Annotated in this window: 12 protein-coding genes, 1 tRNA gene and 1 pseudogene; 9 read left to right on the top strand and 5 right to left on the bottom strand. The window is 45.0% G+C overall.

Going from position 1 to position 14668, the window contains the following annotated elements:
• Positions 1–8: 8 nt before the first annotated feature.
• The 3 genes from E7027_01100 (at position 9) to E7027_01090 (ending at position 5128) form a co-directional block, all read left to right on the top strand.
• The gene (locus E7027_01100; GenBank protein ID MBE6420734.1) at positions 9–1214 is read left to right on the top strand and encodes a prepilin-type N-terminal cleavage/methylation domain-containing protein; all 1206 of its coding nucleotides are present in this window, start codon (positions 9–11) and stop codon (positions 1212–1214) included.
• Positions 1215–1332: 118 nt separating this feature from the next.
• The gene (locus E7027_01095) at positions 1333–3552 is read left to right on the top strand and encodes an EAL domain-containing protein (GenBank protein MBE6420733.1); all 2220 of its coding nucleotides are present in this window, start codon (positions 1333–1335) and stop codon (positions 3550–3552) included.
• A gap of 34 nt (positions 3553–3586) precedes the next feature.
• Complete coding sequence (locus tag E7027_01090; GenBank protein ID MBE6420732.1) at positions 3587–5128, top strand: hypothetical protein; 1542 nt, start codon at positions 3587–3589, stop codon at positions 5126–5128.
• Between the two features lie 173 nt (positions 5129–5301).
• Here the strand turns inward: E7027_01090 and E7027_01085 are convergent, their stop codons facing one another.
• The 5 genes from E7027_01085 to E7027_01065 all read right to left on the bottom strand — a co-directional run bounded on the left by E7027_01085 (position 5302) and on the right by E7027_01065 (position 9657).
• Positions 5302–6543, bottom strand: a complete 1242-nt coding sequence (locus E7027_01085) for a hypothetical protein (protein ID MBE6420731.1) — start codon at positions 6541–6543, stop codon at positions 5302–5304.
• 396 nt (positions 6544–6939) lie between these two features.
• Entirely contained in the window at positions 6940–7680 is a 741-nt protein-coding gene (nadE, locus tag E7027_01080) for an NAD(+) synthase (protein MBE6420730.1), read from the bottom strand.
• A gap of 80 nt (positions 7681–7760) precedes the next feature.
• Positions 7761–7837, bottom strand: a tRNA-His gene (locus E7027_01075).
• 81 nt (positions 7838–7918) lie between these two features.
• Positions 7919–8428 carry a nitroreductase family protein gene (locus E7027_01070; GenBank protein ID MBE6420729.1) on the bottom strand — a complete coding sequence of 170 codons (510 nt, stop codon included), beginning with the start codon at positions 8426–8428 and terminating at the stop codon, positions 7919–7921.
• On the bottom strand, positions 8425–9657 hold the full coding sequence (locus tag E7027_01065) for an L-serine ammonia-lyase (GenBank protein MBE6420728.1): 1233 nt from the start codon (positions 9655–9657) through the stop codon (positions 8425–8427). Before E7027_01065 ends, E7027_01070 begins: the two co-directional genes overlap by 4 nt.
• Before the next feature lie 39 nt (positions 9658–9696).
• On the opposite strand from E7027_01065, the gene E7027_01060 reads away from it, so the two are divergent.
• The 6 genes and pseudogenes from E7027_01060 (at position 9697) to E7027_01035 (ending at position 14631) form a co-directional block, all read left to right on the top strand.
• A complete protein-coding gene (locus E7027_01060) occupies positions 9697–10260 on the top strand; it encodes a manganese efflux pump MntP family protein (GenBank protein MBE6420727.1) in 564 nt (187 codons plus the stop codon).
• Positions 10261–10292: 32 nt separating this feature from the next.
• Positions 10293–10850: a hypothetical protein gene (locus E7027_01055; protein ID MBE6420726.1), complete on the top strand. Its 558-nt coding sequence runs from the start codon at positions 10293–10295 to the stop codon at positions 10848–10850.
• A 204-nt stretch (positions 10851–11054) separates the two neighbouring features.
• Positions 11055–11582 (top strand): prepilin-type N-terminal cleavage/methylation domain-containing protein, encoded by a 528-nt coding sequence (locus tag E7027_01050; GenBank protein ID MBE6420725.1) that lies wholly within the window; start codon positions 11055–11057, stop codon positions 11580–11582.
• 114 nt (positions 11583–11696) lie between these two features.
• Positions 11697–11867 (top strand): annotated as a pseudogene (locus tag E7027_01045) (YafY family transcriptional regulator).
• A 449-nt stretch (positions 11868–12316) separates the two neighbouring features.
• Positions 12317–13384, top strand: coding sequence for a DUF1646 domain-containing protein (locus E7027_01040; protein ID MBE6420724.1), 1068 nt, complete (start codon positions 12317–12319; stop codon positions 13382–13384).
• A 92-nt stretch (positions 13385–13476) separates the two neighbouring features.
• The gene (locus E7027_01035; GenBank protein ID MBE6420723.1) at positions 13477–14631 is read left to right on the top strand and encodes a response regulator; all 1155 of its coding nucleotides are present in this window, start codon (positions 13477–13479) and stop codon (positions 14629–14631) included.
• Positions 14632–14668 lie beyond the last annotated feature (37 nt).

The raw sequence follows: 14668 nt of genomic DNA, 5'->3' as shown, positions 1-14668 counted from the left end.
AAATAATTATGAGAACGAATAAAAAGAAAAAAGCATTTACATTAACGGAACTCTTGGTAGTAGTAATTATCATCGGGGTATTGTCTGCCGTGGTGCTTCCCAAGTTTAACAAAATTGTGGAAACCCGTAAAACGACGGAAGCGGAAGAACTGATGGCGGCGGTGCGTACGGAGCAGGAAAAACGCTGTGCGCTAGATAAAGACTATTTGTTGGACTCTTCCAAACTAAGGGATATTCTGCCTTCTACGGAAAGTAAAAATTTTTCTTATTCATTAACTTCGACAGGCATAAAAGCCGCGAGCAAAGGCAAATACGCTTACGAATTACAAATGCCGTCTTATGCGGACGGCCGCATTTGCTGTGAAAACAGAACGGAGTCGGAGTGTTTGAAATTAAATAAAGACTATCCGTTATGCAGTGAACTGATTGCCAAGGCAGATTATGACGAGGGAACGGCTTGTGCGGGGGAAGAACTTCAAGAACCGACCTGTACCAAACAACCTTACGAAGAAGATTGCCCTGCCGGTCAAACAGGAAAAATTTCTTATACAGTTAATTCCGATTGCGAATATGAGGTTTCCAATACTTGTACAGCAGAAGAACCTGCTGGCTGTACGGCAGGGGAGTGGGTGACTGTAACGAATGCGCCCTATAGTGTGTGGCTTTACCATCAGGAGAGAAGTTGCTCTGCTGATTCCACAGTATCGTGTACCCAATATGAATTTCAATCTTCTTCTATGAGTGAGTCTGTATCGAGCACAACGGAAACGAGTGATACCTGTAATGGAACAGGGGAAAAATTTTCTTGTAATTCTATTACGGGAAATTATCATACTTGTATAGATAAAAGAACAACCGGGAGTTGGGTAACCGGTAAAACAGTTTATTATAGTTGTTCCACAAATAGCGGTTGGTCCAATACAATAGATTGGAGTAGGACAGGGATAAGCGGAGCTTCTGCCTCTTGCAACAAAACCGGCCTCCGTCAGTCAGATGCTGAAGCGAAATGTGAATCTTCCGGTAAAACGGGATATATTTGTCACCAGATGCCTTCATTACCAAGTGTAGATTGCGGAATGGGAGCAAGCATGATGAACGGAAAATGGTATAAGACTTCTACTGCGGTGTCTTTTATCGAATGTAAACAAGAAATGGTAAAATTAACTTGTGAAAAGAGAGCCACCTATAGGTATCGTAATATTGTGTGTGAATAGAAAATAAAGTTTTTAAACCCCCTATCCTTAATGATAGGGGGTTTAAAAATGCTATTTTTTCCCATAATGTTATATAATAAAGTGGGCGCTACCGTACGGGCGCGCGCGAGGGGGGCTTGTGCAACGCATTTCCTTTAGAGTCTTTTTTGTACTCTTCCTGTTGGCGGGAATTATAATTGCCGGCGGGGTGGCCCTTTATTGGCAACAAGTGGGCCAAGTGCTGGAAAGAGATGTGCGCACGCATGTGGCTTCCGCCGGGGAAGAGGCCGCCGCCGATTTTAACCGTTTGCTGGATACCGACCGTCAGGTTTTGGAATCTTTGGCCGTAACGGCAGAGGATACTTACCCTTGGGCAAACCCCGACCGCTTGCAAGATTTCCTGCGCCGCCAAACCCACTATAATTCTTTCAAAATGTTGGGTGTAGCCACGGAGAAAGGGGAATTGTACTTGTCTGCTCCGCGTGCGTTTGCTCCGTCTTTTATCACGGGATTGCTGGCTAATACCCGCCGAACCGACCGCTATTTATCTATCCGCCAAACCGACCCCGCCGACGGTGCCGACGTGCTGATTCAGGCTGTGCCGCTGCATCAACACGGCAATATGGTAGGGGTGTTGTTTGCCCTGCAGGAAACGGAACGTTACCGCCCGCTTTTGTCCTTAGCGGCTATGGGGAACGAAGGTTACTCCTATATTACCTTGCAGGACGGTACTCCCATTTTGGGCCGCAAAAAACCGCAATTTGCCAATATCTTTGATTTACTATCCTATGCCCAATTCGAAAAAGGCTACTCAGTAGATTTACTGCGCCAGGCTATGCAAAAAGGGGAACACTCCTTGGTCAGTTACCGCTTAAACGGGGCGCACCGCTTTTTACACTTTATTCCGCTGGAAGCCAACGGTTGGTATATGCTTTCTGTGTTGCCTACGGAATTTGTGGAACACCAAGCACATCAACTTATGGGGCTATCCTTCCTGTTGGTGGTGTCTATTTTTGTAGTCTTTTGTGCGCTTCTGTTTTACATTTTGCATATGCGCGCCTATAGTAACCGCCAGTTATTTACCACTGCTTTTGTGGATCAGTTGACCGGGGCAGATAATTTTAACCGTATGTGCGAAATTTTTTCCGATAAATTAGCTGCTATAGATGGCCAGGCGGCACTGCTTATTTTTGATATCAATAAATTTAAGGTTATCAACGATTTGCACGGTTACGAACGCGGTAATCAGGTATTAAAACGCGTGGCGTGTATTTTGCGTCAAAATATGCAGGAAGGAGAGTGTTTTTGCCGTTCGGTAGCGGATAATTTTATTTTGCTTCTTAAATACGAAGACCGCCGCAAGTTCCGCACGCGCCTAAACAATTTGGCTACGGAAATCCGCCGTGATTGTACGGTGGAAGATTCCTGCCTGATGATTGATGTGGCGTTCGGTGTATATGAAATCAAAGAGCAAATCCCGTTCTATATCATGCTCGACCGCGCCCACCTGGCCTTGGATTTTGCCAAAGCACAATCGGTAGATAAGTGCCGTTTTTATGAAGATTCGGATCGCCAACGCTTGGTGAGTGAACAACAAATCGAAAGCAATATGGAACAGGCCCTCCAACGTGGGGATTTTGCTATCTATTTCCAACCGAAGTGTGAATTTTCTACCGGAAAAATGATGGGTGCCGAAGCCTTGGTGCGTTGGAAACGCCCCGAAGAAGGAATTGTGCGTCCGGACGATTTCATCCCTGTTTTTGAAAAGAACGGTTTTATCTTGCGCTTGGATATGTTTATTTTGGAACAGGCTGTAAAAATGCTGGCTTCTTGGAAGGAACAGGGGTTGCCTCAAGTGCCGGTGGCGGTTAACTTTTCGCGCCTTCACTTAAACGATTCCCGCTATATTTCCCAAATGCGCCGTTTGGTAAGCAAGCACGGTGTGCCCAGCGAACTGATTGAGGTGGAACTGACCGAAAGCGTGATTTTTAATAACTTGGATCGCGCCCAAAGTGTAATTCGCGAACTTCACCGGGAAGGTTTTTCCGTGGCGATGGACGATTTCGGTTCGGGTTATTCTTCACTTAATGTGCTTAAAAATTTGCAGTTTGACAGTATTAAACTGGATAAAGAATTTTTAAATGGGTTTTCCCAAAATCTTCATGCGCAAAAAGTGATTGAGGGCACCGTTTCTATGATTAAATCATTGGGAGTAAAGGTGATTGCGGAAGGGGTGGAAACCCAGCAACAGGCCGACTTTTTACGCAAAACCGGGTGCGATTTGGCACAAGGCTATTTCTTTGCCCGCCCGCTGCCTGCGGAAGAATTTGAAGCGGTGTTAAAACGATTGAACCCTTAACCGTCTGTTTTGCATTAGAAAAGAAGGATAGCGTATGATTAGTGTAAAAAAAATCAGTTTATTTCTTTTCTTTTTTCTGTTTAGTAATTTCGCTTTTACTGCTCCATTTGTTATGTTGGAGAAGTATGAGGGCCCTTTGTTGGGAAAACTGATTCAATTACAACCCGTAAAAGTTTACATAGCAGATGCACGGCACAACCGTGGAAATAACGCCTATCGGGCGGGCCATATCTCATCTGATTTGGTGTTATACACCCAAACGGCTTTTACCGCGTGGTTTGAAAATGTCCTTTCTCTTTTAGAAAAAAACCCCGCACAAGCAGAGTATTTGCGCCCCTTTATGAGCGCGATTCGTTTTGGGGCAAATCCTGCCAATTATCAATATACAGATACCCCTTCCGAGGCCGATATTAAAATTTACTATACCGTGCCCGATACAATTAGCAAAGAGTGTGGCGGCGGGGCCGGCGGTTGTTATAAACTAAAATCTAAAACCATATGGGCCGCCTATCCCGAAGAACTCCGCCCCCCGTATGGCCAACGAAGAACCATCATACATGAAATCGGTCATGCATTTGCCCTTGATGATATGTACTCGCTTCGGTTTTTGAAGAAAAAAACCGTGGGATCCGGCTTGCAGGATTCTATTATGAATGTAAGTACGGAATTGACTTGCGATGATGCCGACGGTTTGATGGTGGCGTTGCTTCGTACCCGGGGAACAGACCCTCAGCAGGAGGATATTAACATGCCCTCTTTTTGCACGGAAAACCGTTCCTTCGAAGGCGGCTATATGGCCGAGCAGGAAGATTACTACCAACACAGGGGCGGTGCGCGTGTGATATATGCCAACTGTAAAGGAAACCCTGTTAAACCTCAATTGGAAGTGCGCCTGAATAACCCCCAAAATATATTTAAAGTTATTGGGGATAAGCGGTGTGTCGCGCATTTAATCCCTCAGGAAAATTTCCGCGAAATATCCGGACAAGATAGGCAACTTTATCCCCATTTATTAAAACAAGACAACTTAAACGAGAAGATTTTTTATAAACCTTTATTAAAGGGTAGTAGCGGAATGGACTTATTTGTTCATGTTAGAGATGGCGCCCCTTACTTGTTCTATATTTTAGACAAGGACAGCCAAGTTGTTTTAATGTCTGCCGATGTTGGAAACGGTACCCGCTGGGTATATGAATATCCGTTTTCCATAGGTGCAAAAACCGGAACGGAAAGGTGTATGTATGGCCGTTGTAACGGGGCCAGCCATATTTTTATTTATTCCCATGACGGAATAGAAAATTCCTACGTCTTAACCGGCGATTATGATGAGGATAATAAAGCCCTTTGTGCCCACCGGCAAGAGGAGTGTTCGGCGTGGCAAGTTTTGGCAGAGAAGAACCGCCTGGCCCTTGCCAAAAAATATAATTTGAAATTAGTTTTTCCCGAAGGAGGGTGGGCCTCGGAGCCGCAAGAAGCTTGGCAACGGGCGCAAAATTGGCAAAAAACAGTAGGGGAGTTTTTTGGCACACACCTTGCTACCCAACGAAAAGAGTTATTAAGAGGGCTGAGGTCTTAGGAAAAGCGGTCACGGCCTTTAAGGTTTTTCTGCATTTATCAATCTCCCCCGAAATATCCGGGGGCAAACAAATCTTCACTAATCACAGTTAGGTACATCAACAAACTTTCCGTAACAAACTTAAACTGATTTCTCTTATGTAGGGAGGGAGCATTGAGCCCTCGCTTGATTTACTACAGCAGGGAATATTGTAACCTTTCAAAGAAACGGCAGGTTTGCTCGGCGCGGGAAATTTCTGTTTGCAGGGAAGATACCCGTTGATGGATAGAAAGCGGTTGGTATCGGGATAGACCTTCATGATTAAGAATATCCTGCGTATTGGTAAAACGATAGTCAACCCGGCTGTTGCGAACGCCGATTTCGTGCTCATTTGTCTTTTTATTTTCTGACCATGTGAGGTGGAAAGGATCGTTCGGGGCTTTTCTGAGCGTAAAATCGCCTTCGGCCTTTACCTGTGTATAAGAATCCGAAAAAATAATTTGGGAATTTTGAAATACCCCGTTTAATTTGCGGTACACGCAACGATTGTTTTCTATTTGAAGAATTTCTTGATAGGCGCTTCCCCAAGTGAAGTGAGAAGTGTCCACTGCCCAAGCGTTTCCGTCATATTGGGCGGTGCTTTCCAATGCAACAAAATCCGCCGTTCCGCCTTTTATTTTTACACGGTAATTATTGCGCAATTGCGTGAAATCCACCTCAACATAGCCGGATTTGGCAAGCGGCACGCGTTGCACTCCTTCCAAATCTACGGACAATAGTTTTGAATCCCCAAAAAGAAAATTCGGCAAAGAGGCCTCTTTTGATTCCTTAACGGAACCATCGCTGTTAAACGAAATGGTTTTGAGTCCAAGGAAGTGTTCCTTGCGGTTAATTTCGCGGGCGTTTTTGTAATATCTGTTTTCGCAAAAACCTTTCCAACCTTGTTGCGCTCTTTTGGGGAATTGTCCTTTTATTTGAGCGATGTGCCAATCCATCACATTGATGAACCCGTCTATGTCATCACAAGTGAAATCTTTCCCGTCGGACATGATGGCCTTGGAATTGATATCCCCCGAGGTGGAATATTCTACGGAAGAATTGTTTGCCCCTTCAAAATATCGGTCCGACAGACCCCAAAAATGCCCAAATTCATGCGTAAGAAGATAATCCGTTTTTTGATATTCCGGCTCTTCAGAATAAAAGGGATTGGGAATACGTATTCCATAATCGGTATCCTTATTATAAAGTCCGCCTCCCGGATATATGGAAAAGAGGAAAGTAATGTCCGGCTTGCCTTGTTTTACCGGTTTTAATTTCAATTTGTGGGTAGCAAGTATTTTCAACACATCGGCGAAATCTGCTTCTCTGTGTGTTGTGCGGATCATTTTTTCCGTTTCGGTGAGCCACTGCTGAAAGTTTTTTTCAACTTTTTTCATAAGGGTGGCACGGTGTAATTCTTTTGTGAGGGTATCGGGCGGAGTTTTTTCCCCATAATCTATTGAAAAAGCATAAGTTATAGGGCGATTTGTAAGGTAGAAGTTCATTGCATAGAACTTATAAATGGGGGTATTTGTTTGGGTTTCTTTCTTTTCTAAATCTCTTAATAAACCCCAGCTAGAGGCACAAACATCCGCGGGTGCGAAAAAAAGGATTCCGCACAAAAAAGCGGGTAATAAATAGAAAAAAATGAAAGGGCCGATACTCTTTCTCATATTTATAGTTTAGCAGAGGAAGATAAAAAATCAAGATGAACCTGCTTACCCCTTTTCAAAGTAAAAAACGGCGAATCCTGATGTGGCAGAAAAGGGATATCTTGTCAAAATATCCCCTACTTAAGCCTTGGGGTCATAAGGGAAAAAGGGCATGGGCTTTCTTTTGAACGCATTGTCGTTGTGGCGTTTATCAATAAGTTGTTTCAGTAGGGGGTCATCGCAACGGCCCGTGCGGATATATTGATCCAGTACTTGGTAGGAGAAACCCATTTTTTCTTCGTCGGTTTTTCCGCTTAAACCGTCTTCCGGGGTTTTGTCTACCAAAAAAGCCGGCAGATCTAACAGATGCCCCAATTGTTTTAATTCAGTTACGGTTAATTGAGATAAAGGGGCGAAATCCCCTGCGCTGTCTCCATATCGGGTGGAATAACCCACCCATATTTCGGAGAGGTTTGATGTGTTGATGACTCGTCCATTGACAGATTGCGATACCGCATACAGCGTGGCCATGCGTAGGCGGGGGGACAGGTTGATTTTGGCTTGCTCCGAAACCAAGGTATGAGAGGATATGTTTTGCAAAATATCCTGATAAGGACTTTGTATGTTGATTTCACAGTGGGGGATATCCAAGTGGTTCACAACTGCGCGTGCATCTTCGATGTCGCGCTGTACGCCGTTGGGCATTAACACCCCGAACACCCGTTCTTTGCCTAGTGCTTCCACACATAAAGCGGCGGCGATAGTGCTGTCCTTCCCCCCGGAAATCCCCAATACCGCTTTGCAAGTGGGGCCGTTGTTGGCGAAGATATCTTGTAACCAATGAATCAAATCTTGTTTTACTTTTTGGGCTTGAAAAGTCATATTGAAACCTCCCCTCATAATTTTAACAAAATTACAAAAAACCCTTCCAGTTATTACTGGAAGGGCCTAATAGTGTAGTATGGGGTGGATGAGGGGACTCGAACCCCCGACCTCCGGTTCCACAGACCGGCGCTCTAACCAACTGAGCTACATCCACCGTAAATCGATACTATATTATATCAATTTCTGTTCGTTCACGCAAAGGCATCTGCGCAAAAAAGGAAGTTTTTCGTCGTTTTTACCAAGTTTCCAAGTGAACTTTTTTCGGGTCAAAACGGTTTACTTCGTCTTTTTCTTCGTCCGGGTATCCCAGGGCAATTACATTGAGCGGAAGTACATGTTCGGGCAAATTTACCACTTTTGAAATCGCGTTCATGCGTTCTTCATTTGGGTAAACGCCCAACCACACGCTGCCGATTCCTAGTTCAGTGGCGGCAAGCAAAATATTCTGCGTGGCCGCGCCGCAATCACCCGTCCAATAACCGGGCATATATTCGCGTTTGGTGTCTGCACAAACGATTAACGCACAATCTGCCGTAGAAAGCATTTGAGCGTGCGGGTGTGCCTGCATGATTTTTTCCAAGGTTTCGCGTTTCTTAATAAGAATAAATTCCCACTCTTGGCAGTTGCGCGCGGTAGGGGCCATCATGGCGGCCTTGAGAAGCGTGTTCAAATCTTGCTCGGCGATAGATTGATTTTTGAATTTGCGGATACTTCTGCGTTTGTAAATGGCTTCCAATGTGTTCATTTTTTATCTCCCTTTTTAAGTCGCAGCAATTTCTCTTTGAAAAAACGGGCCAAACCTCCGCGGGAAGTTTCGCGGTAGTCGTTGTTCATATCCAACCCCGTTTGCATCATAGTAGCGAGCACATCATCGTAAGAGATACGGTGTTCTCCGTCGGACATTAAGGCATAAGTGGCACAGTCTAACGCGCGCGAGGCGGCCAAGGCATTGCGTTCGATGCACGGAATTTGCACCAGCCCGTCCACCGGATCGCAAGTTAAGCCCAAGTGATGTTCCAAACCCATTTCCGCGGCATAGGCGATACGGCGGTTATCGCCTCCCTCCAGTTGGCAGGTGGCGGCGGCCGCCATGGCGCAGGCTACGCCGATTTCGCCTTGGCAACCTACTTCTGCACCGGAAATAGAAGCATTTCTTTTAGCCATATTCCCGAACAAACTGGCAGTGGCCAAAGCATGGATAATGGTGATGTCTTCAAATTCGCAAATTTCTTTAATCAAGCGACACACGGCAGGTACAACTCCGCAAGAACCGCAGGTGGGCGCGGTGACCACTACGCCGCCGCTGGCATTTTCTTCGGCGCAGGCAAGCGCATAGGAAAACAAGTTGTTCATGCGTCTTAAATAGCGGGGGGAGTTTTCGGCTTTGTATAGATAGCGTTGGGCCTTTCGTTCCAAGTTGAGCGATCCCGGCAATACCCCTCGTTTTTGTAACCCGCGTTTCATGGTTTCTTGCATGGTATTCCAAACGGTGGTTAGATAGTCCCAAATTTCGGGGCCTTCAAATTCTTCAACATATTCCCACAACAACATTTTCTTTTGAGAGGTGTATTCCAAAATTTCGTTCATGGAGTGGTGCGGATAAACGGGGCTGATGTTTTGCCCGATTGTTTCGTCCGTGCGGATAGCACCGCCGCCTACACTGTAAACCACTTGCTCGCCGATAATATGCCCGGCTTTATCCAAGGCCTGCAGGCGCAAGGCGTTGGGGTGCTTGGGCATGAGGGTGGAGTGGTTCCACAAAATTTCAATAGGTTTGGGGTAGAAGGCTTCTTTGATAGTAAAATCGGTCAAGTGGCCTTTGCCGGTGGCGGCCAAAGAACCGTAAAGGGTTACCTTGAACGACGCGGCTTGCGGAAATTGTTTATTAAATTCGTCGGCGGCTTTGCGCGGCCCCATGGTGTGGCTGCTGGAAGGGCCGTTACCTATTTTGTATAACTCTCTTAAAGATTCCATAAATGAATTCCTCTCTATAAAAATGTTATCATAATTTATATGAATATACTATCTTCCCTGTTGGTAGCGTTGGGGCTTTCCATGGATAATTTTGCCGTCACGATTGCTACCGGCTGTTGCTACCGAAAAAAAATTCCCACTTCTTATGTCGTAAAAGTGAGTTGTTTGTTTTCTTTTGCACACTTTGTTATGTTTTCGCTCGGCTGGTTATTAGGTACGGAGGCGGGAAAATATCTCCGCACGCTGGATCACTGGTTGGCTTTCGGTATTTTATTGTTTATCGGCTGTAAAATGATAAAAGAAGCCTTTTCCAAAGAGGAAGAAGAAAAATGTGTGTTGCACTCTTTCAAAACTTTGTGTGTGCTTGCTTTTGCCACAAGCGTGGACGCACTCCTCGTCGGTATGGGGCTTGCGTTTAGTGCTTTTTCCTTTTGGCTGACGATTGGGGCTTTGGTAGCCAGTGTTTTTGTTACCAGTTGGACGGGTTTCTATTTAGGAGCCTGGTTGGGGCGAAAATTTGGTAAAGTAGTGGAAACCTTCGGTGGCGTGATACTGATTGGAATTGGTGTTAAGTTGTTGCTTGAAGGCTTTGGCATTTGCTAGAATTCAGGTATCTTATAAAGCGAGGTCCGTTTATGGGCATGATTGCGGTAATAATTATTTTCTTGTGTATCTGTGTGGACAATATGGTAAGTGCCAATATGTCCTCTATGAAAATGACCCTGGAAAAAAAGAACGTATTTTCCATTAAAATGGCGCTTTTCTTTTCCGGTTTTAACGGGTTATTTTTTGCGCTGGGCTATTTAGTCAGTATTATTTTCTTTCGCGATTGGGTACACTTCGCCCACAACTGGGTAGCGTTTGCGTTCCTTCTTTTGTTGGGAATTAAATTTATGATGGAATCTATTGAAAAATCGCCGAGTTTCAGCGATTTGGACGCCGATGATAACCGCAAAATGGTAAAAGTTTCTTCAATCTTTGGGCTCAATGCTTTCCTGGTAGGATATGCCGTGGAAACGATGGACAAATCTTGCTTTCCGCAAATAATCTTCCTGATGCTGATTACCTTTGCGTTGACTATGTTGGGTTTTCATTTGGGCAAAAAGACTTCCAAAACTATTGTCAGCAAACGGGTGGAGTTAGTGGCCGGGCTGATTTTAATTGTGATGGCGATTCAGCAGATCATTATTTAGAAAATTTTATAAGAAAAAAGGGGCGGAATTTTCCGCCCCTTTTTTTGTGCCGTTAAACCCACCATTACCCAATTTATAAAACGCGCCTTGGGGCGACTGATTTTTTGTTTTTTTGGAGCCGTAAAAAAAGAGGGTTTCTCGCCCAAGGCTTGACCCGTTTTTTTTTCTTACAATGTACCTAATCAGCAGGCAGGAAGAATTAAAATGTTGTTTGCTTGCCGAAAACCAGTTTATAAGAGGTTTTGTATGAAAAAGGGTTTTGCTTTGATAGAACTTTTAGTCGTAGTGTTAATCATCGGTATCTTATCTGCGGTGGCACTTCCGCAATATGAGCGGGCTGTGGCCCGCGCCCGATTGTCGGAAATTTTGGTGGTATCCCGCGCAGTGGAAAATGCCGAAAGACTTTATTTTATGGCAAATGGGGACTATAGTTACAATTTTGAGGATTTAGATATCAGCCTTCCGGCCGGTGCGACCAAAGGGGCCGATAATTTTTTCTATGTAGGAGATTTACGTTACAGATTGGAAGGCCCGGAGGGTGGAGCGCGGCTCCATGCTCAATCAGCAAAATTGCCTATTGTTTTTCAGACCCTGTTTTGGGTGAATTCTAACCAGTGTATTGTTACCAATTCAAATAAAAAAGTTTTGGCTGAATACTTATGCAAAAGTATCGGTGGGGTGAATCCCTCCCCCCAGGGGACCGGAGCGACAATTTATCAAGTTCCCAAATGAAAATAAAAACCCCCGCCAAAAGCGGGGGTTTTTATTATGCAAAACTTATTTGGCTAAGTTTTTCCAGGCTTCTTTTTCGGCTTTCAAAGCGGCTTCGGCATCTTTAGCGGCCTTTTTGGCTTCGGCTTTTTTGGCTTCGGCGGCTTCTTTGGCGGCTTTTTCTTTGGCCTTGGCATCGGCTTTGGCTTGTTTCAAAGCGGCTTTTTGTTCTTCGGCTTTGGCTTTGGCAGCTTCTTTAGCGGCTTTGGCTTTCGCTTTGGCTTCTTCTTTGGCTTTTTTAGCGTCTTCTTTAGCTTGTTTTGCTTTGGCTTTAGCTTCTTCTTTTTTGGCTTTGGCTTCGGCTTTAGCGGCGGCTACTTTTTCTTTGGCTTCTTTGGTAGCGTCCGTTTCGGCTTTTTTGGCTTCGGCTTCGGCTTTGGCGGCTTTCACTTTGGCCACGGCGGCTTCTTTGTATTCTTGAATGTTTTTTCTCAACGCGCTGACTTTGGACAAAGTGCAGTTGTTGATGCAGGTAACATCTCCGGCGGTGCAACCGCAGGAATCATTGGCGGCGGCAGCGGGCAACGCGGCAAAAGCCAACGCAAAAGCAAATACGATAATTTTTTTCATGCTTTACTCTCCTTTAATATAACAACTTGATATTTTTATTTTACTATATTTCCACCCCTAAACAGAAAGTGATTTTGAATAAATAAAATTTATTTTAGAAATTCTATTTTGCTACAATATAGGCAGTGGAAACGACCCTAGCTACCCAAACCCCGTTGTGGGTGAATATTTTATTAGGAATAGTGGCCCTAAACTTACTTGTTTGGCCGCTTGTTTCGCGTTGGGTGGAAAGCCACCTGGAACTTTTTTTATTGGGTATCGGCGCGGCGGCTGTAACCGTTAGCGGCGGGTGGAGTGTAGATTTGATTTATGAAACGCTCCAATTCCCCGTAAATGTGGCTTTTATTGTATTGGTTGTCAGCGTTATCTTCAATAATTATTCCCGTTATATTTTTAGAGTCTTGTTCGCTTTCTTTAGGCGTTTGGAACCGCGGTACAGTTTTGCGGCGCTTATTTTCCTGTTGGGCATGAGTTCTTCTCTTGTCAGCGTAACGGTTTCTGCCTTGGTGCTGGCCGAAGTGTTGAAAGTAGTAAACTTAGAGCGAAACGCCACGATTCGTATTACCGTTTTTGCCTGTTATGCCATCGGTTTGGGTGCTGTGCTGACTCCGTTGGCGGAACCCATGGGTTTAACTATCAGCAAAGCTCTTTCCGGCCCGCCGCACAATGCTGATTTCTTTTTCCTGCTTCGCCATTTCTTTTGGTGGATTTCCCCGGCCATTTTGCTCCTGTCCGTAGCCGCCGGTTATTATGCCCGCAACGCAGGGACTACCTTGCGTATGCATATTCGCGAAGATAAAGAAACTTACGCTTCCGTTTTGCGCCGCACCTGGCACATTTATATGTTCGTGGCCGCGCTTAATTTGATTAGCGCAGGGTTGCGTCCTTTGGCACAGAGCACCATTACCCATTTGGGCGGGAAAGTACTTTTTTTGGCCAATGCCGTTTCCGTTATCATTGATAATGCCACCTTGGCCGCTATTGAAATTGTTCCCACCATTTCCACGAGCGATTTGATTTATATGGTTATCGGCCTTGCCGCATTTGGAAGTATGTTGGTACAAGGGAACCTGCCCAACATTGTGGCCGCCGAAAAATTGGGAATCAAAAGCCGTGAGTGGGCGGCTGTTGCCGTGCCGACGGGGCTTGTGCTCATGGGTGGTTATTTTATTCTTCTTTTAATCTTCCTCTAGGCCCTTCCTAAAATTTTATAGGTCTTTTGGCCCTTGTTCCCGTTTTCTTGCTTTTGTATCCTAAAATAAGAACTTAAAATATTGGAGCAAAAATGCGTTCCGTTTTGTATATTTCTTTAATTTGCTTTGCCCTTCCTTGTTTGGCCCAAAGTCTTCCCGCAAAACATGCGGCCAAAGCCTTGGCCGGCCAAGGGGTATTGGAACAAGCCCTCAAGCAAGCCAGCGCACAGCAGTTGCGTGTGGTGCAAGGGAAAATTTTGCTTTCCGGCAAAAACCCTGCTTTAAGCGGCGGCTTTGTTGCCTTGGAACGCCATGAATTGGAACATAATGTGTTTGCCGCTCTTCCGGTACCCCGCTTGGAAAATATGAAGTTGGGTATCGTTGCTCCCACTGCCAAACAAAAAGAAATTATTTTTACCAAATATGCCGACTTGGCCGAAAAGACCCGCGCTTTTAAGGCGGAGATAGACGGCCTTTTGTATTATCAATCTCGCCCTTCGGAACGAAGAGAACTTTCCGTACAGGAAAAACAGTATTGGTTGGAGAAAATTTCCGCACTGAGCCGCGAATTAAATATTTTGTCTCTGTCTGTTGAAGAAACAGATCCGGTATTTATGCGGATAAAAAAATATTTACGATATGCCCTGTCCGTAGTGGCTCCGGAAATGGAAGGGGCCTTTTTAGATTTGTTCCCTACCGATTCCCGCACAGACCGCGTTTTGAAAGTGGAGGAATTTTATTTGCATGACCCCACCGCTAACCGTTTTGAGCTTTGGCGTAATTTTTTCAAAAAAGAAAACCCGACCCAACTGGTTCCCAAAGGGCTCAAAATTGCGGTATTAAACGACCGCCAAAGTTTTTTATGGGCGATAGAAGAATCTTACCAAGAAAAACTATTATTTAAGGGACATTATGTAAAAACATATGCCCATGCCGCCAACTTGCTTGACGATATGCGCGTGGGGAGAGAAACCTTTGATGTTATCTTGTCCGACTTGCATGTTCCCGGAGGAGGCGGATATCATGTGGTGCAGACCTTGCGTGCTCGGGGATACAAAGGCGTTATTATAGCGGCCTCGGCCTATCCCGAATTAACATACATGGCGCAGGCGTTGTATAAGCGAGGTTTTGACGGTATGTTTGCTATCCCCGAAATTTTTGAGTTGAACCCTCATTGGTATGACCGCCTGAACCAAGGTTTGCGTAACTATTTTTATTATCGCCACACAAACGGTTGGATGCGTTAGTTTTTTCCCTGCCTTGACACCGTTTTTAGAAGAAGAT

Origin of the sequence: Elusimicrobium sp. (genome assembly GCA_015062115.1) — a bacterium.
Lineage (GTDB): Bacteria > Elusimicrobiota > Elusimicrobia > Elusimicrobiales > Elusimicrobiaceae > Avelusimicrobium.
Note: the sequence above shows the minus strand (reverse complement) of the source record. Positions and strands in the feature narration are given on the sequence as shown.